The sequence below is a fragment of the Burkholderia sp. Bp8998 genome, from assembly GCF_003854235.1.
Taxonomy (GTDB): Bacteria; Pseudomonadota; Gammaproteobacteria; order Burkholderiales; family Burkholderiaceae; genus Burkholderia.
In genome coordinates this window covers 57,848-77,251 of record NZ_QTQF01000037.1, presented here as the reverse complement: position 1 = coordinate 77,251, position 19,404 = coordinate 57,848, and the positions used below count along the sequence as shown (strand labels likewise).

Annotated in this window: 17 protein-coding genes; 7 read left to right on the top strand and 10 right to left on the bottom strand. The window is 66.7% G+C overall.

The features are described 5' to 3' along the window. Positions 1–51 precede the first annotated feature (51 nt). From DIE06_RS29440 to DIE06_RS29415, 6 genes are all read right to left on the bottom strand, one after another. A complete protein-coding gene (locus DIE06_RS29440; RefSeq protein WP_124664424.1) occupies positions 52–366 on the bottom strand; it encodes a DUF1493 family protein in 315 nt (104 codons plus the stop codon). Continuing rightward, a complete protein-coding gene (locus tag DIE06_RS29435; protein ID WP_260433806.1) occupies positions 366–776 on the bottom strand; it encodes an STM2901 family protein in 411 nt (136 codons plus the stop codon). The genes DIE06_RS29440 and DIE06_RS29435 overlap by 1 nt, the downstream gene beginning before the upstream one ends. A 501-nt stretch (positions 777–1,277) precedes the next feature. After that, positions 1,278–3,278, bottom strand: a complete 2,001-nt coding sequence (locus DIE06_RS29430) for an acetyl/propionyl/methylcrotonyl-CoA carboxylase subunit alpha (RefSeq protein WP_124664423.1) — start codon at positions 3,276–3,278, stop codon at positions 1,278–1,280. Between the two features lie 36 nt (positions 3,279–3,314). Continuing rightward, on the bottom strand, positions 3,315–4,100 hold the full coding sequence (locus tag DIE06_RS29425; RefSeq protein WP_124664422.1) for an enoyl-CoA hydratase/isomerase family protein: 786 nt from the start codon (positions 4,098–4,100) through the stop codon (positions 3,315–3,317). 19 nt (positions 4,101–4,119) lie between these two features. Beyond that, entirely contained in the window at positions 4,120–5,727 is a 1,608-nt protein-coding gene (locus DIE06_RS29420) for a carboxyl transferase domain-containing protein (RefSeq protein WP_124664421.1), read from the bottom strand. Between the two features lie 31 nt (positions 5,728–5,758). After that, a complete protein-coding gene (locus DIE06_RS29415; protein WP_124664420.1) occupies positions 5,759–6,940 on the bottom strand; it encodes an isovaleryl-CoA dehydrogenase in 1,182 nt (393 codons plus the stop codon). A 171-nt stretch (positions 6,941–7,111) separates the two neighbouring features. Between DIE06_RS29415 and DIE06_RS29410 the strand changes: the two genes are divergently transcribed. Then, positions 7,112–7,858 carry a TetR/AcrR family transcriptional regulator gene (locus DIE06_RS29410; protein WP_124664419.1) on the top strand — a complete coding sequence of 249 codons (747 nt, stop codon included), beginning with the start codon at positions 7,112–7,114 and terminating at the stop codon, positions 7,856–7,858. Positions 7,859–7,927: 69 nt separating this feature from the next. Here DIE06_RS29410 and DIE06_RS29405 read toward each other — a convergent pair whose 3' ends face one another. Further along, positions 7,928–8,416 (bottom strand): MarR family winged helix-turn-helix transcriptional regulator, encoded by a 489-nt coding sequence (locus tag DIE06_RS29405; protein ID WP_124664418.1) that lies wholly within the window; start codon positions 8,414–8,416, stop codon positions 7,928–7,930. 198 nt (positions 8,417–8,614) lie between these two features. Between DIE06_RS29405 and DIE06_RS29400 the strand changes: the two genes are divergently transcribed. The 5 genes from DIE06_RS29400 (at position 8,615) to DIE06_RS29380 (ending at position 14,471) form a co-directional block, all read left to right on the top strand. Beyond that, positions 8,615–9,694 carry an aromatic ring-hydroxylating dioxygenase subunit alpha gene (locus tag DIE06_RS29400; protein WP_124664417.1) on the top strand — a complete coding sequence of 360 codons (1,080 nt, stop codon included), beginning with the start codon at positions 8,615–8,617 and terminating at the stop codon, positions 9,692–9,694. Continuing rightward, positions 9,691–10,656 (top strand): PDR/VanB family oxidoreductase, encoded by a 966-nt coding sequence (locus DIE06_RS29395; RefSeq protein ID WP_124664416.1) that lies wholly within the window; start codon positions 9,691–9,693, stop codon positions 10,654–10,656. The genes DIE06_RS29400 and DIE06_RS29395 overlap by 4 nt, the downstream gene beginning before the upstream one ends. 48 nt (positions 10,657–10,704) lie before the next feature. Beyond that, complete coding sequence (locus DIE06_RS29390; protein WP_124664415.1) at positions 10,705–11,766, top strand: Rieske 2Fe-2S domain-containing protein; 1,062 nt, start codon at positions 10,705–10,707, stop codon at positions 11,764–11,766. Between the two features lie 167 nt (positions 11,767–11,933). After that, positions 11,934–13,277, top strand: a complete 1,344-nt coding sequence (locus tag DIE06_RS29385) for an MFS transporter (protein ID WP_124664414.1) — start codon at positions 11,934–11,936, stop codon at positions 13,275–13,277. Between the two features lie 102 nt (positions 13,278–13,379). Further along, entirely contained in the window at positions 13,380–14,471 is a 1,092-nt protein-coding gene (locus tag DIE06_RS29380) for a porin (RefSeq protein ID WP_124664413.1), read from the top strand. Between the two features lie 22 nt (positions 14,472–14,493). Here DIE06_RS29380 and DIE06_RS29375 read toward each other — a convergent pair whose 3' ends face one another. Next, positions 14,494–14,718 carry a hypothetical protein gene (locus DIE06_RS29375; RefSeq protein WP_124664412.1) on the bottom strand — a complete coding sequence of 75 codons (225 nt, stop codon included), beginning with the start codon at positions 14,716–14,718 and terminating at the stop codon, positions 14,494–14,496. A gap of 121 nt (positions 14,719–14,839) precedes the next feature. Here DIE06_RS29375 and DIE06_RS29370 point away from each other — a divergent pair, with 121 nt between their 5' ends. Beyond that, positions 14,840–17,026 (top strand): TonB-dependent siderophore receptor, encoded by a 2,187-nt coding sequence (locus DIE06_RS29370; RefSeq protein WP_124664411.1) that lies wholly within the window; start codon positions 14,840–14,842, stop codon positions 17,024–17,026. A gap of 91 nt (positions 17,027–17,117) precedes the next feature. Here DIE06_RS29370 and DIE06_RS29365 read toward each other — a convergent pair whose 3' ends face one another. Further along, positions 17,118–18,149 (bottom strand): Zn-dependent oxidoreductase, encoded by a 1,032-nt coding sequence (locus DIE06_RS29365; RefSeq protein ID WP_124664410.1) that lies wholly within the window; start codon positions 18,147–18,149, stop codon positions 17,118–17,120. Positions 18,150–18,178: 29 nt separating this feature from the next. Beyond that, positions 18,179–19,387, bottom strand: coding sequence for a D-mannonate dehydratase ManD (manD, locus tag DIE06_RS29360; RefSeq protein ID WP_059790940.1), 1,209 nt, complete (start codon positions 19,385–19,387; stop codon positions 18,179–18,181). Positions 19,388–19,404 lie beyond the last annotated feature (17 nt).

Sequence of the window (19,404 nt, the reverse complement as noted above, 5' to 3'; positions counted from 1 at the left end):
GTTCCAACAAGGCTGATCTGTTTCATGCCGCTACTGTCTCACATGCCGCCGTCACGCGAAGGTTTTGCAGACATTCCTTAGCGGACGCTCCAGTATTTTATCCTTGGCGCCGGCACTAAACGGCGACTTCAATACCTCCACCAAAAATCGACCAAACCCCAGCTTTCTGGACGGGTAATAACAATCCATATCAAAATCAGCGATATCAACACAGAATTCTTCGGAAAATCTCCGCATCAACCTCAACATCGCCCTATCGGAAATTTCAAGATCGATACAGAGATCCGTTTCCGGAGTAATTTCAAGTTCACCCCACAATGGCGAATCAGCCTCATCCCGCACCATCTCTATCAGACGAGCGTCCATTAAAAACGATCCTCCCGCTTGACCAGGCCATTGCACTTGATTGCAGAACGATACATTATGATCGAAATGTCGGCAGCGGTAATAATCCATCCAACTACCGGTACGGCCCGTCCGACAAACACGCCGAGTTCTCTGGTAAATTTGACCCGGAGAAGCACGAAACTCTTGAATGACGTTACCGTCGGCAAAATTTTGTGCTTGATCTCGTAGGGCAGCAATTTCCTCGAGACCCTTGACGCGACCGAAGTTCCCTTGACTGCCCCGCCGAATTTCCCTCTCGTCGGCACGAATCTTTGACCCAACAAAATCATTGCAATACCGACAACCTCATCAATACCCAATTCATCGCAAGCCACGTCGACAGCAATCAAGAGAAAAAGCTCTTGCGGCGTAAGGTTTCCGTGAATCATTATATTTGTTCGTCATCTCGATTACTCCCACAGCTACGCTTGTTTGACCAATGCGCAGGACACCGGCGCACATCGCGGCGGTCACGGTAGCGCAGTCAGTGAGCGGGAAGATGCGACTGTTGCTCTAATCGAACCTGATTTTCCTGACACCTGGAAAGCGGTCACTGTCGCCTTGCCCCTTCATCCACAAGGGAAGCAAGCCCGGTCGTTTTGGCGCAGAAGTCTGGAAGGATCCGCTTTCAATTCTTCAACGACTGTTGCAGCGGACGAATCGATACAAAACGGCGCAGGTTGCGCCGCCGTTCAATGGTTGGGGATCAGTTGATTATTCAAACACCTTGAAGACGTTGCGCGCGTATCAATTATTCTTGTCTGCGAGCAACGACGGCCGGCTTCGGATCTTCGCCAGCCTCCGCAGCGACGTCAGGCCTTGCGCGCCGTGAAGCGCGATGCCCGCCCTTTCCGTGAGGGCCGGCAACGGCCCTCACGCACGTGCCCCGCTCAGCCTTCCGCCATCATCAGCAACTGCGCGCCATCCGCGACCTGGTCGCCGACGCCGTACAGCACTTCCGCGACGACACCCGCGCCCGGCGCGCCGATCGTGTGCTCCATCTTCATCGCTTCCATCACGATCAGCGGCGTGCCGGCCTCGACCTTCTGGCCCGGCTCGACCAGCACCGCGATCACCTTGCCGGGCATCGGCGCGGTCAGGCGGCCGCCGCCATGCTCGGCATCGCCCGCGTGCGCGAGCACGTTGCGCCATTCGAAGGTCTCGGCGACACCCTGCGTGAACACGTGGAAACTGTCGCCGTCCGCATACACGCGGCCGCTGCTGCGCACGCCGTCGAGCGTCACGTCGAAGTCGAGCGGCGTCGCGCCACGCGACCACGCGAACGGCTGCGCGGCCGCGTCGCCGGTGGCGAGGCGCGTGCTGCCGCCGTCGTCCTCGTAGACAACCGTCACGTCCGCTTCGCGTTCGGGCGCATGCCATTCGAGCGTGCGGCGATAACCGCCGTTGAGCCGCCAGTCCGGCAGCGCACGCCACGGCGACGCGCCTTCCCGCGCGCCCGCGTCGCGTTCGCCCGCGAGCAGCGCCGCGCAGGCCAGCGCGAGCGTCGCGCGCGGCGGCTGTTGCGGCGCGAACAGCGCATCGTGGTTGCGCTCGATCAGGCCCGTGTCGAGATCGGCGATCGCGAACGGTTGGCACGTGACGATCCGCTGCAGGAACGCGGCATTCGTGTGCAGGCCGACCACCTCGCACGCACGCAGCGCGCGCAGCATCCGGCCGAGCGCTTCCGCGCGGTCCGCGCCGTGCACGATCAGCTTCGCGATCATCGGATCGTAGAACGGCGTGATCGCGTCGCCTTCGCGCACGCCGCTGTCGACGCGCACCGGCGCGCCGATCGCGAACTCGACGCCTTCCGGCAGCCGCAGGTGCTTCAGCGTGCCGGTGGACGGCAGGAAGCCGCGCGCCGGGTTCTCCGCGTAAAGACGCGCCTCGATCGCGTGACCCTGCACGCGCAGTTCGTCCTGCGTCAGCGGCAGCGGCTCGCCGGACGCGACGCGCAACTGCCATTCGACGAGATCGAGCCCCGTGACCATTTCGGTGACCGGATGCTCGACCTGCAGGCGCGTGTTCATTTCCATGAAGTAGAACGCTTCGCCCGTCATGATGAATTCGACGGTGCCCGCGCCGACGTAGCCCACCGCGCGCGCGGCCGCGACGGCCGCCTGGCCCATCGCCTCGCGCACGTCTTCGTGCAGGCCCGGCGCCGGCGCTTCCTCGAGCACCTTCTGGTGGCGGCGCTGCACCGAGCAGTCGCGATCGAACAGGTACACGGTATTGCCGTGCGTGTCGCCGAACACCTGCACCTCGACGTGACGCGGGCGCGTCAGGTATTTCTCGATCAGCACGCGGTCGTTGCCGAAGCTGCTCGCGGCTTCGCGCTGGCACGACGCGAGCGCCGCCGGGAAGTCGGCGGAGCGCTCGACCACGCGCATGCCCTTGCCACCGCCGCCCGCGCTGGCCTTCAGCAGCACCGGGTAGCCGATCTCGTCGGCTTCGCGATGCAGGCGGACCGCGTCCTGGTTGTCGCCGTGATAGCCGGGTACGAGCGGCACGGCGGCCGCATGCATCAGCGCCTTCGCGGCCGCCTTCGAACCCATCGCCGCGATCGCGTCGACCGGCGGCCCGATGAACGCGATACCGGCCGCCTCGCACGCGTGCGCGAAGTCCTCGTTCTCCGACAGGAAGCCGTAGCCCGGGTGAATGGCCTGCGCGCCGGTCGCGCGCGCGGCCTCGATGATGCGCTCGATGCGCAGGTAGCTGTCCGCGGCCGCCGAGCCGCCGATATGCACGGCTTCGTCGCAGGCGGCGACGTGCTTCGCGTTCGCGTCCGCGTCGGAATAGACGGCGACGCTCGCGATCCCGAGACGTTTGCACGTCGCGGCGACGCGGCAGGCGATTTCGCCGCGGTTGGCGATCAGAATCTTGTCGAACATGGCTTCGATGTCGTCCGGAAAGTTATGGGCACGCCGTCATTCACGCCACGAAGGCGTGCGTTTCTCGAGAAAGGACGCGATCCCTTCGCGCGCTTCCGCGCCGGCTCGGGTGCGCGCGATCCAGTCGGCGGTCTGCTCGATCAGCGTCGCGTCGAGCGGCCGGCCGGCCACGTCGGCGACGAGCCGCTTGCACGCCTGCACCGCGTCGGGGCCGTTCGCGACGAGCGTCGCGGCCAGCTTCGCGACCGTTTCGTCGAGCGCATCGGCCGGCACCGCGTCGTGAATGAAGCCGAGCGACGCGGCGCGCGCGCTGTCGAATACCTCGGCCGTCGTGAAGTAGCGGCGCGCCGCGCGCTCGCCCATCGCACGCACGACGTACGGCGCGATCGTCGCGGGAATCAGCCCGAGCCGCGCTTCGGACAGGCAGAACTTCACGCCGTGGGCGGCGATCGCGATGTCGGCCGCCGCGACGAGGCCCACGCCGCCCGCATACGCGTCGCCGTGCACGCGCGCGATCACCGGCTTGCCGCAGCGATGGATCGCCTCGAGCATGCGTGCGAGCTTGCGCGCGTCGGCACGGTTCTCGTCGTCCGAGTAACCGGCCATCTTATTCATCCAGTTCAGGTCCGCGCCCGCGCAGAACGCCGCGCCCTCCGCGGCGAGCACGATCGCGCGCACGCCGGCGTGCGCGTCGAGCCACTCGAACGCGGTGGTCAGCTCGGCGATCGTCGTCTCGTTGAACGCGTTGCGCACGTCGGGCCGCGCGAGCGTGACGGTCGCCACGCGGCCGGCTTCGCTTACCTTGATCGTTTCGTATCGCATCGGTCAGTCCTCCCGGCCGTTACATGCGGAACACGCCGAAGCGCGTGTCGTCGATCGGCGCGTTCATCGACGCGGCGAGGCCGAGCCCCAGCACGTCGCGCGTCTGCGCTGGGTCGATCACGCCGTCGTCCCACAGCCGCGCGCTCGCGTAGTACGGATGGCCCTGGCGCTCGTACTGATCGCGGATCGGCTGCTTGAACGCATCCTCTTCCTCGGCCGACCACGAACCGCCCTTCGCCTCGATGCCGTCGCGGCGCACCGTCGCGAGCACCGACGCGGCCTGCTCGCCGCCCATCACCGAGATGCGCGCGTTCGGCCACATCCACAGGAAGCGCGGGCCGAACGCGCGGCCGCACATCCCGTAGTTGCCGGCGCCGAACGAGCCGCCGATGATCACCGTGAACTTCGGCACCTTCGCGTTCGACACGGCCGTCACCATCTTCGCGCCATGGCGCGCGATGCCTTCGTTCTCGTACTTGCGGCCGACCATGAAGCCCGTGATGTTCTGCAGGAACACGAGCGGAATCTTGCGCTGGCAGCACAGCTCGATGAAATGCGCGCCCTTCACGGCCGACTCGGAGAACAGGATGCCGTTGTTCGCGACGATCCCGACCGGATGGCCCCAGATGTGCGCGAAACCCGTGACGAGCGTCGTGCCGAAGCGCGCCTTGAATTCGTCGAACTCCGAATCGTCGACGATGCGCGCGATCACCTCGCGCACGTCGAACGGCTTGCGCGTGTCGACCGGAATCACGCCGTACAGGCTCTTCGCGTCGTGGCGCGGTGCCTTCGGTTCACGCAGCGCGACCGGCGACGCGATCTTCGGCGCGAGGTGATCGACGATGTTGCGCGCGATCGACAGCGCATGCGCGTCGTTCTGCGCGAGATGGTCGGCCACGCCCGACAGGCGCGTATGCACGTCGCCGCCGCCGAGATCCTCGGCGCTCACTTCCTCGCCGGTCGCGGCCTTCACGAGCGGCGGCCCGCCGAGGAAAATCGTGCCCTGGTTCTTCACGATGATCGACTCGTCGCTCATCGCCGGCACGTAGGCGCCGCCGGCCGTGCACGAGCCCATCACGACGGCGATCTGCGCGATCCCCGCCGCCGACATCGTCGCCTGGTTGAAGAAGATGCGGCCGAAGTGGTCGCGATCGGGAAACACGTCGTCCTGGTTCGGCAGGTTCGCGCCGCCCGAATCGACGAGATACACGCACGGCAGCCGGTTTTCCGCGGCGATTTCCTGCGCGCGCACGTGCTTCTTCACGGTCATCGGGTAGTAGGTGCCGCCCTTGACCGTCGCGTCGTTGCACACGATCACGCACTCGCGGCCCGCGATCCGGCCGATCCCGGTGATCACGCCCGCACCCGGCGCGTCGTCGTTGTACATGCCGTTCGCCGCGAGCTGCGAGAACTCGAGGAACGGCGCGCCGGGATCGAGCAGTTGCGCGATGCGGTCGCGCGGCAGCAGCTTGCCGCGCGACAGGTGCTTGTCGCGCGCGGCCTGGCCGCCGCCTTGCGCGAGCTGTTCGATCTTCGCGCGCAGGTCGGCGACGACTGCCTCGAGCGCAGCGGCATTCGCGCGGAAGTCTTCCGAACGCGGGTTCAGTTTCGATTCGATGATCGGCATCGACGGGGCTCCGTTCGCGTGACGTGGGGCGTTACATCGTTTCCGCGAACAGCTCGCGGCCGATCAGCATCCGGCGGATCTCGCTCGTGCCGGCGCCGATCTCGTACAGCTTCGCATCGCGCCACAGACGGCCGACCGGGTATTCGTTGATGTAGCCGTTGCCGCCGAGGATCTGGATCGCCTCGCCGGCCATCCACGTGGCCTTCTCGGCCGTGTAGAGGATCACGCCCGCGCAGTCCTTGCGCACCTGGCGAATGTGGTCGGTGCCCGCCGAGTCGAGATGGCGGCCGACCGCGTACAGGTATGCGCGGCATGCCTGGAACGTGGTGTACATGTCGGCGACCTTGCCCTGGATCAGCTGGAATTCGCCGATCGACTGGCCGAACTGCTTGCGGTCGTGGATATACGGGACCACCGCGTCGAGACACGCGGCCATGATGCCCGTCGGGCCGCCCGACAGCACCGCGCGTTCGTAGTCGAGGCCGCTCATCAGCACCTTCACGCCGCCGTTGAGCTGGCCGAGGATGTTCTCTTCCGGCACTTCGACGTCCTGGAACACGAGCTCGCCCGTGTGCGACCCGCGCATGCCGAGCTTGTCGAGCTTCTGCGCGACCGAGAAGCCCTTCATCCCCTTCTCGACGATGAACGCGGTGATGCCGCGCGGGCCGGCGTCGATGTCCGTCTTCGCGTAGACGACGAGCGTGTCGCAGTCGGGGCCATTGGTGATCCACATCTTCGTGCCGTTGAGCACGTAATGGTTGCCGCGCTTGTCCGCGCGCAGCTTCATGCTGACGACGTCGGAGCCCGCGTTCGGCTCGCTCATCGCGAGCGCGCCGATGTGTTCGCCCGACACGAGCTTCGGCAGGTACTTCCGCTTTTGCGCGTCAGTGCCGTTGCGGTGGATCTGGTTCACGCACAGGTTCGAGTGCGCGCCGTACGACAGGCCGATCGACGCCGAGGCGCGCGAGATCTCCTCCATCGCGACCATGTGCGCGGTGTAGCCCATGTTCGCGCCGCCGTACTCCTCGGCCACCGTCATCCCGAGCACGCCGAGATCGCCGAACTTCTTCCACAGATCCATCGGAAACTGGTCGGTGCGGTCGACCTCCGCCGCGCGCGGCGTGATTTCCTTCGCCGCGAACGTCGCGACGGCGTCGCGCAGCATCTCGATGTCTTCACCGAGCATGAATTGCACACCGGGCAGGTTGATCATGTCTCCTCCGTCTCCAGAAAGTGGGTCGCACGCGCCGATTTCTGAGTTTCGCTCAAATCGGATCAATGCGTCGATTCATTAAGCCAATACAGCGGAAATTTTGCACAGTTTCGCGCCTCGTCCCGCTTGCCGTCAATAGTTTTTTGAGTGACACTCAGATATCATTGCAGCATGACAGCCGCTACCGCCGACACCATGACCGCCACCGCCAAAGCCGACCGCGCCGAGCCGTCGCGCGCACCCGCCGGGCGCAAGTCCCAGCAGCGCGTGCAGGACATCCTGCGCGCCGGTCGTGAAGTGTTCGCCGAAAAGGGCTACGAGCATGCGACGGCCGCCGAGATCGCGCAGCGCGTGGGCGTATCGGAGGCGACGGTGTTCAGCTACTTCCGCGGCAAGCGCGAGCTGTGCGCGCGCGTAATCGCCGACTGGTATGACGAAATCATTGCCGCGTTCGAGCTCGGGATGCCGCGGGAAGCGCCGGTGCAGCAGCAATTCGCGTTCATCGTGCGCACGCACCTGCGGCTGATGCTGGTGAACGGCACGGGGCTGTGCGCGCTGGTGCTGTCGGAGGGGCGTGCGAAGCAGCATGCGCTGAGCGACGAGCTCACCGCGCTGCAGCGCCGCTACACGGCGCCGTTGATGGACGTGCTCGCGCGCGGCCAGGCGGCCGGGCAGGTGCGCGACGACATGCCGCTGAGCCTGCTGCGCTCGATGGTGTTCGGGCCGATCGAGCACGTGCTGTGGGATGCGATCCTCGGGCACCGCAAGCTCGATACGGAAACGACGGCCACGCAGCTGATCGACATGCTGTGGGCGGCCGTGCAGCCGCCCGCGCCGGAGCAGGCGGCGCTGGTGCGCTTCAGGAACGAAGTCGCGGAAGCGGTGCGGCGGCTGGAAGGGGAAGCGTCACGTCCGTGATGCCGGCAGGCGGCGCGGCGCGCCTGCCGCCCTGCCGCGTCACCGCCTCCATCGCGCGAAATTCAACCGCTACGACGCCTCGTCGATCCGCAGCGGCGCGCGGCTCTGCTCGTTGTTCAGATGGACGAACTTGCGCAACAGCCGCATCAGTTCCTGCGAGTCCTCCTCGCCCATCCCGTCGAACAGGCCGGCACGCAGTTCCTTCACCGACGGAATCAGGTGCGTGAGAAGCTCCACGCCCGCCGGCGTCAACAGCAGGCGCCGCTGACGCCGCGGCAACACCTCACGGACGATCAGTCCTTTCGCTTCGAGCCGGACCGCGAGATCCGCGGTCGTCGACGTGTCGAGCGCCACCCGCTGCGCGAGCGTCACCTGGTCGAGCCCCGGGCACTCGTAAAGCATCCGCAGGACCGCGTACTGCACCGGCGTCACGTCCCGGCCCAGCTTCTCGTAGAACATCGCGACCGCGATCTGGTGTGCGCGCCGGATCAGGTGCCCGGGTTCGTCGTACAGGTCGAGCGGGAAAGCCGGCGCGTCGGCGGGATTCGTTTTTTCCATGAATGAGTCGATGACAGAGGCGGCGCACGCCGTTGCGTGCGCCGACGGCATGGCGCTGCCTCGCGCCATTTCCCGGGAAAACCAGTATACCGCCCGCCTTGCCCGAGCCAATCTCAATGCGTACACTGAATCTCATTCAGCACACTGAATGAAGGGCTGCCGCGGACCGGCGGCATCGACCTGAAGGAGACGACGAACGTGTTTCTCAAGAACGCTTGGTATGTGGCGTGCACGCCCGATGAAATCGACGGCAAGCCGCTGGGCCGCAAGATCTGCAACGAGTCAATGGTGTTCTACCGCGCGACGGACGGCCAGGTCGCCGCGCTCGAGGATTTCTGCCCGCACCGCGGCGCGCCGCTGTCGCTGGGATTCGTGCGCGACGGCGTGCTCGTGTGCGGCTATCACGGGCTGGAAATGGGCTGCAACGGCAAGGCAACCGGCATGCCGGGCCAGCGCGTCGGCGGCTTCCCGCCGATCCGCAACTTCCCGGCGGTCGAGCGGTATGGATTCGTCTGGGTCTGGCCGGGCGATGCGTCCGAAGCCGATCCCGACAAGCTGCCCGCGCTGCAGTGGGCCGAGGATCCGGCCTGGGCGCACGGCGGCGGCCTGTATCACATTCGCTGCGACTACCGGCTGATGATCGACAACCTGATGGACCTCACGCACGAGACCTACGTGCATGCGACAAGCATCGGCCAGAAAGAAATCGACGAAGCGCCGCCGAAGACGTCCAGCAACGACGACGAAGTCGTCACCAGCCGCTTCATGGAGAACGTAATGCCGCCGCCGTTCTGGCAGATGGCGCTGCGCGGCAATGGCCTCGCCGACGACGTGCCGGTCGACCGCTGGCAGATCTGCCGCTTCACGCCGCCGAGCCACGTGATGATCGAAGTGGGCGTCGCGCATGCGGGCCGCGGCGGCTACGACGCGCCGGCCGACGTGAAGGCATCGTCGATCGTGGTCGACTTCATCACGCCCGAGACGGACTCCTCGATCTGGTACTTCTGGGGGATGGCGCGCAACTTCCGGCCCGACGATCACGCGCTGACCGCCGAGATCCGCGAAGGCCAGGGCAAGATCTTCGCCGAGGATCTCGAGATGCTCGAGCGCCAGCAGCGCAACCTCGAGCAGTGGCCGGACCGCAAGCTGCTCAAGCTCAACATCGACGCCGGCGGCGTGCTGTCGCGCAAGGTGATCGAGCGAATGCTCGCCGACGAAAACGCGTCGAGCCCGCAGCGGCCCGTGATTCCGGTCGCGCAGATCAAGGAGGCGTCATGAGCGCCGCGACGCTGACGGTCCGGGTGGCCCGCAAGTGGCAGGAGGCGCGCGACATCTGCGGTTTCGAATTCGTCAGCGACGACGGTTCGCCGTTGCCGCGCTTCGACGCCGGCGCGCATATCGACGTGCATTTGCCGGGCGGGCTCGTGCGCCAGTATTCGCTGTGCAACCACCCGGAGCACGGCGATCGCTACCAGATCGCGGTGCTGCGCGATGCCGAAGGTCGCGGCGGGTCGCGCGCGATTCACGACGCAGTCCGGCAAGGCGACACCGTGCGGATCGGCATGCCGCGCAATCAATTTCCGCTCGCACCCGACGCCCCGCACCACCTGTTGCTCGCCGGCGGGATCGGCGTCACGCCGATTCTCTGCATGGCGGAACGGCTGTTCTCGTCCGGCATGCCATTCGACATGCACTACTGCGCACGCTCGACCGACCGCATGGCCTTCGTCGAGCGGATCAACTCAGCCGGGTTCCATGACCGCGCCCGCTTCCACGTCGACGACGGCGACCCCGCGCAACGCTTCGACCTGGCCTCGGTGCTCGCCGCGGCGCCCGACGGCACGCACCTGTACGTATGCGGCCCGCGCGGCTTCATGGATGCGGTGCTGAACGCCGCGCGCGAGCGCAACTGGGCCGAAGCAAGGCTGCACTACGAGTTCTTCGGCGGCGCAGTTGCGTCGTCCGACGCGGATCGCGCGTTCCAGGTCCGGATCGCCAGCAGCGGCAAGGTGATCGACGTGCCGGCCGAATGCACGGTCATCGCGGCGCTGGCGGCCAACGGCGTCGACGTGCTGACGTCGTGCGAACAAGGCGTATGCGGCACCTGCGTGACGCGCGTGCTCGAAGGCGAGCCCGATCATCGCGATTCGTATCTGACGGAGGCGGAACAAGCGGCCGGCGACCAGTTCATGCCGTGCTGTTCGCGATCGCGAAGCGACCTGCTGGTACTCGATCTGTAGACGGACCGCCCGACACGAGGCGGCCAACCCCAATACTGGAGACGATCAATGGAGCATCACGTCCGCCCCCCAATCAATACTACTAAGTTTCCACTCGACCGCTGGTGGGTCGCCGCCCGGTCGTCCGAACTGACGGACACCCCCGTCGCCCGCACGCTGCTCGGCCGCCCGGTCGTCCTGTTCCGCCTGCCGTCCGGGGAAGTCGGCGCGCTGGAGGATCGCTGCTGCCACAAGTCGCTGCCGCTGTCGTGCGGCTCGCTCGAAGCGCGCGGCCTGCGCTGCGGCTATCACGGGCTGCTGTTCGACCGCGGCGGCGCCTGCGTGGAGATTCCCGGCCAGGACCGGATTCCGGCGAAGGCGTGCGTGTCGTCGTATCCCGTGCAGGAACAGGACGCAATCGTATGGATCTGGATCGGCGCCGACGCGCACGCCCAACCGACCTGCGCGCCGCCGCGCTATACGTTTCACACGGATCCGCAATACCACTTCGGCGGCGGCCACTACCATTACGACGCGCCGTATCAGCTGATTCACGACAACCTGATGGACCTGAGCCACCTCGGCTATGTCCACCTGAAAACGATCGGCGGCAACGCGCCGCTGCACATGGGCGCGGACACCCGCGTCAGCAGCGACGGCGACACGGTGACGCTGGTCCGCCGGATGCCCGATTCCGACCCGCCACCGACCTACAAGGCTGCATGGCCGTTCGCGGGCCGCGTCGACCGCTGGCAGGAGATCGAATTCCACGTGTCGCACATCCGGATCTGGACCGGTGCGATGGACGCCGGCACCGGCGACCTGCTCGATCCGGCGCGCGGCGGCTTTCACATGCGCGGCTTCCATGGCATCACGCCCGAGACGGACACCACGACGCACTACTTCTGGACCGTCGCGACCAATCCGCAACACGACGTCGAACGCGTCGCGCGGACGGTCATCGAGCAATCCGCGGCGACGTTCGACGAGGACAAGACCGTGATCGAAGCGCAATACCGGAATCAGTTGCGGTTTCCGGACGGCCGCCAGATCGACATTCATGTCGACGCGGGCCCCAATCGCGCGCGACGCGTGATCGAGCGGCTGCTGCTGCAACCCCAACCCGCGTAACCCTCGCGCCGGCGCGGGAACGACGCCAGCCGGTCGCGGTGCGTGCTCTCCGGGTTGCCCGTCAGCGCACGCATTCGTTTTCGCCTTCGCTTTCGTCTCATTCGCTATCGCCGGCTTCGCGACCATTCCATTTAATTAGTCATACTACTTTATGAAGGATCTTTGACGTGAGCGCAAATATCCGCACTACGATCGACGAATCCCCGATGAGCGCATTCCAGACGATGGCGGTCACGGCCTGCGTCGTGCTGAACATGCTCGACGGCTTCGACGTGCTGGCCATCGCGTTTGCCGCGCCGCACCTGGCGGCCGAGTGGAAACTGAGCGGCAAGGAAATCGGCCTGCTGCTGAGCGCCGGGCTCGCCGGGATGGGCATCGGCTCCGTGCTGATCGCGCCGCTGGCCGACCGCGTCGGCCGCCGCCGCATCATCCTGCTCTGCCTCGCCGTGATCTCGACCGGGATGCTCGCCTGCGCGGCCACGCACAGCACGCTGCAACTCGCGATCACGCGTGCCTACACCGGGCTCGGCATCGGCGGCATGCTGGCGAGCCTGACCGTGATCAGCGGCGAGTATGCGTCGAACAAGTGGCGCAGCGCCGCGATCGGCATGCAGTCGACCGGCTACGCGATCGGCGCCACCGCCGGCGGCGTCATTGCCGGTTACCTGCTGTCGACGTGGGGATGGCGCAGCGTGTTCGCGTTCGGCGGCATCCTCACCTTGATGTCGATCCCGATGGTGCTCGCGCTGCTGCCGGAATCACTCGACTTCCTGCTGGCGCGGCATCCGGACAACGCGCTGCAGAAAATCAACCGCATCCTCGCGAGAATGAAGCGCGCGCCGATCGATGCGTTGCCGGCAGCGACTGCGTCCATCGACACGGCGAACCCCGCGTCGAGCTGGACGGCCGTGCTGCGCGCACCGCTCACGCGCCGCACGATCGCGCTGTGGATCGCGTTCTTTCTTGTGATGGGCAGCTTCTACTTCGTCGTGAGCTGGACGCCGAAGCTGCTGGTCCAGGCCGGTCTGTCGGCATCGCAGGGCGTGACCGGCGGCGTGCTGCTCAATCTCGGCGGCATCGCGGGCGCGTCGCTGTTCAGCCTCCTGTCGACGCGGGTCGGCCTGCGCAACCTGCTGGGCGCGACGCTGCTGCTGGGCGGCGCGCTGATGGTCGTGTTCGGTATGAACACCGGCTCGCTCGGCATCGGGATGACGGTCGCGGTGTTCCTCGGTGCCGTGATCAATTCGTGCGTGGCCGGCATGTATGCGCTGTCGCCGACGCCCTATCCCGCCGAGATTCGCACGACCGGCATCGGTCTCGCGGTCGGCATCGGCCGCCTCGGCGCGATCCTGTCGCCGATAACGGTGGGTGCGCTGCTGGACGACGGCTGGTCCGTGTCCCATCTCTATCTCGCGTTCCTCGTGCCGATGGCTGGCGCCGCGATCGCCGTCGCCGTGGCAGGCGCGCGTGCCGCGGCACCGCACCGGCAACGTGATCCGGCGATGTCGTAACGCGCGACGCCCGTAGTCCTGCCGATACTCTTCGGCATCCCGGACATGTCCGGGGCATTAAAAAAATCGATAAGTATATCTACATACTGTTTGGAGACAGCCATGAAAACGAAACCGAGCGTCGCACTCGCGACGGCGATGGCGCTGGCCGGACCGGCCTGTGCGCAAAGCAGCGTCACGCTGTACGGGATCATCGATACCGGCGTGTCCTACTACAACAACGCCGCGCACGGCGGGTCGTTCACCGGGATGCCGACGCTGACCGGCGAAGTACCGTCACGCTGGGGCCTGAGAGGCACGGAGGATCTCGGCGGCGGCTACCAGGCCTTCTTCGTGCTCGAAAACGGCTTCCAGCCCGGCACCGGCGCGCTGAACTACGGCGGGCGCCTGTTCGGGCGGCAGGCGAACGTGGGCGTAAACAGTCCGTTCGGCGCGCTGACTCTCGGCCGCCAGATGAACATGTCGATGATCGTGCTGACCAATGCCGACGTGATCGGCCCGTCGATTCATTCGATGGCGGACTTCGACTCCTATCTGCCGAACGCGCGCAGCGACAACGCGATCGGCTACAAGGGCACGTTCCACGGCGTGACGCTCGGCGCCACCTACAGCTTCGGCCGCGACGCGGCCGGGCCGGCGGGACCGTCGGCGACGGGCTGCGCCGGACAGGTGCCCGGCGATATCGTCGCGTGCCGCCAGTACACGGCGATGCTCGCGTATGACGCGAGCAATTTCGGGCTGGCCGCGTCGCACGACGTGATGCGCGGCGGCGGCGGCGCGCTAGCGCCACTGAACAATCCGGCGTACACCGACACGCGCGACATCGTCGCCGGCTACGTGAAGATCGGCCCCGCGAAACTGGGCGCCGGGTGGATCCGCCGCAACCTCGCAGCGGCCGAACACCTGCAGGCCGACATCGTGTTCGCGGGCGGCACCTACTACGCGACGCCCTACCTCGCGCTCGACCTGCAGGGCGTGCGCTACCTGCAACGCCGCGAACACAGCGAAGGCACGAATGCCACGCTGCTCGTCGGCCGCGCGAACTATTTCCTGTCGAAGCGCACGACCGTCTATACGTCGGTGGGCTACATGTTCAACAGCCAGCTGGCCGCGAACGCGGTCGCCGCCGGCGGGACGGTCGGCACCGGGATGAACCAGCTCGGCGTGATGGCCGGCATCCAGCAGAAGTTCTGATCCGCGGGACACCGCCCACCGTTCAATCGGCGAGCCGGCAATGCGCGAGCTTCAGCCCGGGCAGCGCCGGCGCGTCGATATAACCTGCGTTCACGCAACGGAAACGGATATTCGCGGAGGCCGTGAACGGCTTGATCTCGCCGCATGGCGCAGCCCCCGGCTCTCGATGAATTTCACCGCGTCTGACTTTGGCCGCTACCCGTAGCAGACGGTCGACGGCCCGGCAGTCGCGATTCACGATCCGCATCGGCCTCATCACAATTGCAAACGATTCTCATTACGTATATCATGCGCGTCCTGCCGCAGCGAATCCGCGAAACGCTGCGGCAGGCGCCTTCATCCATAGCATTCCGTCCATTCATCGATTCATGCCATCCCGTCGACCGCCCCGCCGCGCGCGGACCTTGCGTCCGTGGCGCGCGAGCCTGCCTGCCCTGATCACCCTTTGCGTCGCAAGCGGCGCGCATGCTGATGTCGAACCTGCCTCGGCGGCTTCGGCATCGGCGGCCGCGCCCACATCGACACCCGTGTCGCCCGAACGCGAACTGCCGGCGATCAGCGTCAGCGCATCGGCGGCCGCCGATCCGACCGTCGGCTACCAGCCGCGCACCAGCAGCGTCGCCGGCGGCGACGACCGCCCGCTCAAGGAGATTCCGCAATCGGTCGCGGTGGTCAGCAGCAGCGTGATGCAGGACCAGCAGGCGCGCTCGCTCGACGACGTGCTCGGCAACATCAGCGGCGTCACGCAGACCAACACGCTCGGCGGCACGCGCGACGCGTTCATCAAGCGCGGTTTCGGCTCGAACAACGACGGTTCCGTGCTCGTCGACGGCGTGCGCACGCCGGTGCTGCACAGCTACCTCGCGACGATCGACCGCGTCGAAGTGCTGAAGGGCCCGGCTTCGCTGCTGTACGGAATGCAGGACCCGGGCGGCGTGATCAACCTCGTCACGCGCAAGCCGGAAGAGACATTCGGCGGCTCGATCTCGGCCTCGCGCACGAGCCACGGCGGCGGCAGCGCGCAGTTCGACCTGACCGGCCCGCTCGGCAAGCCGGGCCAGGTCGCGGGCGGCACGCTCGCGTTCCGGCTCACCGGCGAATACGACACGAGCCGCTACTGGCGCAGCTTCGGTCGCGAGCGCAACGCGCTGATCGCGCCCGCGCTATCGTGGCACGACGCGAACACGTCGATCGACGTCAGCTACCAGTACGTCGACTACACGACGCCGTTCGATCGCGGCACCGTGCTCGTGAACGGCCGCCCCGACGATGCGCTGCGCTATCGCCGCTACGAGGAGGCGTGGGCGCAAAGCAGCGGGATCCAGGAAACGCTGCGCGCGCGCGTCGAGCACCGCTTCTCCGACGCGTGGCGCATGCGCGCGACCTATGGCTGGGGCCGCGACCGCTACGATCAGTACATCACGCGCGCCACCGCGTTCAACAGCACGACCGGCGCGCTGTCGCGCTCGTCCGATGCGAACCTCGGGCGCAACGACTCCGACCAGATCGCGACGCTCGGCCTGCTCGGCAACCTGACGCTCGCGGGAATGAACCACTCGCTCTACATCGGCGGCGAATACGAGCGGCAACGCAGCTTCCGCGGCGACACGATCCGCGGCACGGCGACCAAGGGCTTCAATCTCTACGATCCCGTCTACGGCCTGCTCGCGCCCGGCGGCACGGCGAGCGCGAAGCAGAGCGATTCGCGGTCGTTGGTTCACACGTATTCGATGATCGTGCAGGACTCGGTGAAGATCACCGACCGGCTCACCGCGGTCGGCGGGCTGCGATGGGAGGACTGGCAGCAGGAATCGGGGATGGGGCGGCCGTTCGTGTTCGCCGATCGCTCGCACGGCAATGTGTGGCTGCCGCAGTTCGGGCTCGCGTATGCACTCACGCCGTCGCTCACCGCATACGCGAACGTCAGCCGCTCGTTCAAGCCGAACGTCGCATCGAATGTGGCGTCGCCGCTCGCGCCGGAATTCGGCCGCGTGCTGGAAGCCGGCCTGAAGTTCAACCTGAAGCCCGGCATCACCGGCACGCTCGCGGCCTACCAGATCGACAAGCGCAACGTCGCCGTGACCGTTGGCGACATCACGTCGACGATCGGCACCGCCCGCTCGCGCGGGATCGAACTCGACGTCGCGGGGCAACTCACGCGGCACCTGAGCCTGATCGGCAGCTACGCATATACGAACGCGAACGACCGCGACAGCAACACACCGCTCGTCAACGTCGCGCGCCACACCGGCAGCCTGTTCGCGGTGTACGACACGGCGATTGCAAACCTGCCCGGACGCTGGCGCTTCGGCGGCGGTGCGCGGCTCGTCGGTGCACGCCCCGGCGACACCGCGAACAGCTTCACGCTGCCCGGCTACGTGACCGTCGATGCGTTCGCGGCCTACGAGACGACGATCGGCAAGTTCCCGACGCGCATCCAGCTCAACGTGAAGAACCTGCTCGACAAGACCTACTATCCGTCGAGCAGCAGCAACCTGATCGTCGCGGTCGGCGAGCCGCGTCTCGTCACGCTGACGACGACGGTGTCGTTCTGACGCACCGTCGCACCTTCGTACCGGTCGGCCGAGGCCGCGCGACACACGCGACGTGCCCCGGCCGTCGACACGACACGGTAGGCAAGCCGCATCAGCCGCCCGCGAAATCGAGCAGGATCTTGCAGCTTTTCTCGGGATTGCGCTCCGCCATCTCGAACGCCTGCGCGACGTCGCGAAAGCCCACCTTGTGCGTGACGATGTGCTCGGGCTCGATCAGCCCGCGGGCAATCCAGTCGATCACCTGCGGGAACATCGCGCAGTTCAGCCGCGATGCGGCGAGCGTCAGTTCCTTCTTCGTCAGCTCCGCCTGCACGATCGCCGACGGCTCCGACGAAAACCCGAGCACGCCGATCCGGCCCGCCGGCGCGGCGATCCGCACGGCCTCCTCCAGAATCGACGGATGGCAGACCGCATCGAAGATCAGCGTCGGGCCGCCGTCGACGCCGCGCTGTTCCAGCGCGTCGGACAAGGACTCGACGCTCGTGTTGATGATCTCGTCCTCCGCCGCGCCGCACTTGCGCGCGAGCTGCAGTCGCGCGTCGAGCCGGTCGGTGATGAACGCGCGAATCCCGTACACGCGCTTGAGCACCTGCAGGATCGTCAGCCCGACGGTGCCGGCGCCATAGATCAGCGCGACATCGCCCGGCAGCACACCGGTGCGCGACGTCGCGTTCGCGGCTACCGCGAACGGTTCGACGATCGCCGCGCAGGTATCGGCGATCGCTTCCGGAATCCGGTATGCATTGCCGGCCGGCACGCACGTGTACTGGCTGAAGCCGCCGTCGCGATGCACGCCGAGCACGGTCAGGTGCCGGCACACGTTGCGCCGGCCAATCGTGCACGCATGACACTGCCCGCAGCTGATCACCGGATCGACCGCGACGGTCTCGCCGAGCCGCGCGGCGTCGACGCCCGCGCCGACCGACTCGATCGTGCCGACGAATTCATGGCCGATGATGCGCGGGTACGACACGAACGGATTCTTGCCGTGAAAGATGTGCAGGTCCGACCCGCAGATGCCCGCATAGCGCACCTTCACGCGCACTTCGCCGGCGGCGGGCGCGGGCAGCGGCACTTCACGCACGCCCATGCTGTTCGGACGATCGACAACGACGCTCAACATTTCGGTTCTCTCCTTCTGATCTTCGGCGCTCACCAGTTCCACATCGAGCCGTCGCGCAGCCGGGCGACCGGCAGGTACGCGCGCTCGTACGGATATTTCGCGGCCAGCGTCTCGTCGATGTCGACGCCGAGGCCCGGCACGTCGTCCATCACGAGGTAGCCGTCCTCGAAGCGGTAGTTGTGCGGAAACACTTCATCGGTCAGCGCGCTGTGCGGCATCAGTTCCTGGATGCCGAAGTTCGGCGCCCACAGTCCGAAGTTCACGGCCGCCGCCATGCAGACGGGCGACAGGTCGGTCGCGCCGTGGAAACCGGTGCGCACCTGGTACATCGCCGCGTAGTCGGCAATGCGCCGCACGTGCGTGATGCCGCCCGCATGCACGATGGTCGCGCGGATGTAGTCGATCAGCTGGTCGCGGATCAGGTCCTTGCAATCCCAGATCGAGTTGAACACCTCGCCGACCGCGAGCGGCGTCGTCGTGTGCTGGCGGATCAGGCGGAACGCGTCCTGGTTCTCCGCGGGCGTCGCATCCTCGAGCCAGAACAGCCGATGCGGCTCGAGATCGCGGCCGAGCCGCGCGGCCTCGATCGGCGTGAGCCGGTGATGCGCGTCGTGCAGCAGATGCGGCGCGTCGCCGACGGCGTCGCGCACCTTGCGGAACAGTTCCGGCGTGTGGCGCAGGTAGAGCGCAGTGTCCCACGGCTCCTCGGGCGGCAGCCCCTTTTCGGCGGGCTCGTACGCACCGGCCGTCTTGCCGACGCCGTACACCTTGTCGAGCCCCGGCACGCCGGACTGCACGCGGATCGCGCGATAGCCGGCCTCGATGTGCGCGCGCACCGCGTCGACCGCCTCCTCGTGATCGCGACCGTTCGCATGGCCGTACACCATCAGGCCGTCGCGGCTCTTGCCGCCGAGCAACTGATAGACGGGCATGCCGGCGAGCTTGCCCAGGATGTCCCACAGCGCCATGTCGATCGCGGCGATCGCCGTCATCGTCACGGGGCCGCGCCGCCAGTACGCGCCGCGATACAGGTATTGCCAGATGTCCTCGATGTTGCGCGGGTCGCGGCCGACGAGGCAAGGGAACACATGGTCTTCCAGGTACGCGCGCACCGCGAGTTCGCGCCCGTTGAGCGTTGCGTCGCCGAGGCCATGGACGCCTTCGTCGGTCACGATCTTCACCGTCACGAAGTTCCGGCCCGGACACGTGACGATGGTCTGCAAGCGTTCGATTTTCACTGCGCTCCCTCCAGCGG

Bases quoted from the DNA above. Each gene is read 5' to 3' on its own strand.
- DIE06_RS29365 (WP_124664410.1), bottom strand. From the start codon at position 18,149: ATGTTGAGCGTCGTTGTCGATCGTCCGAACAGCATGGGCGTGCGTGAA.
- DIE06_RS29410 (WP_124664419.1), top strand. From the start codon at position 7,112: ATGACAGCCGCTACCGCCGACACCATGACCGCCACCGCCAAAGCCGAC.
- DIE06_RS29380 (WP_124664413.1), top strand. From the start codon at position 13,380: ATGAAAACGAAACCGAGCGTCGCACTCGCGACGGCGATGGCGCTGGCC.
- DIE06_RS29425 (WP_124664422.1), bottom strand. From the start codon at position 4,100: ATGCGATACGAAACGATCAAGGTAAGCGAAGCCGGCCGCGTGGCGACC.
- DIE06_RS29405 (WP_124664418.1), bottom strand. From the start codon at position 8,416: ATGGAAAAAACGAATCCCGCCGACGCGCCGGCTTTCCCGCTCGACCTG.
- DIE06_RS29430 (WP_124664423.1), bottom strand. From the start codon at position 3,278: ATGTTCGACAAGATTCTGATCGCCAACCGCGGCGAAATCGCCTGCCGC.
- DIE06_RS29435 (WP_260433806.1), bottom strand. From the start codon at position 776: ATGATTCACGGAAACCTTACGCCGCAAGAGCTTTTTCTCTTGATTGCT.
- DIE06_RS29390 (WP_124664415.1), top strand. From the start codon at position 10,705: ATGGAGCATCACGTCCGCCCCCCAATCAATACTACTAAGTTTCCACTC.
- DIE06_RS29420 (WP_124664421.1), bottom strand. From the start codon at position 5,727: ATGCCGATCATCGAATCGAAACTGAACCCGCGTTCGGAAGACTTCCGC.
- DIE06_RS29415 (WP_124664420.1), bottom strand. From the start codon at position 6,940: ATGATCAACCTGCCCGGTGTGCAATTCATGCTCGGTGAAGACATCGAG.
- DIE06_RS29395 (WP_124664416.1), top strand. From the start codon at position 9,691: ATGAGCGCCGCGACGCTGACGGTCCGGGTGGCCCGCAAGTGGCAGGAG.
- DIE06_RS29440 (WP_124664424.1), bottom strand. From the start codon at position 366: ATGGACGCTCGTCTGATAGAGATGGTGCGGGATGAGGCTGATTCGCCA.
- DIE06_RS29370 (WP_124664411.1), top strand. From the start codon at position 14,840: ATGCCATCCCGTCGACCGCCCCGCCGCGCGCGGACCTTGCGTCCGTGG.
- DIE06_RS29375 (WP_124664412.1), bottom strand. From the start codon at position 14,718: ATGCGGATCGTGAATCGCGACTGCCGGGCCGTCGACCGTCTGCTACGG.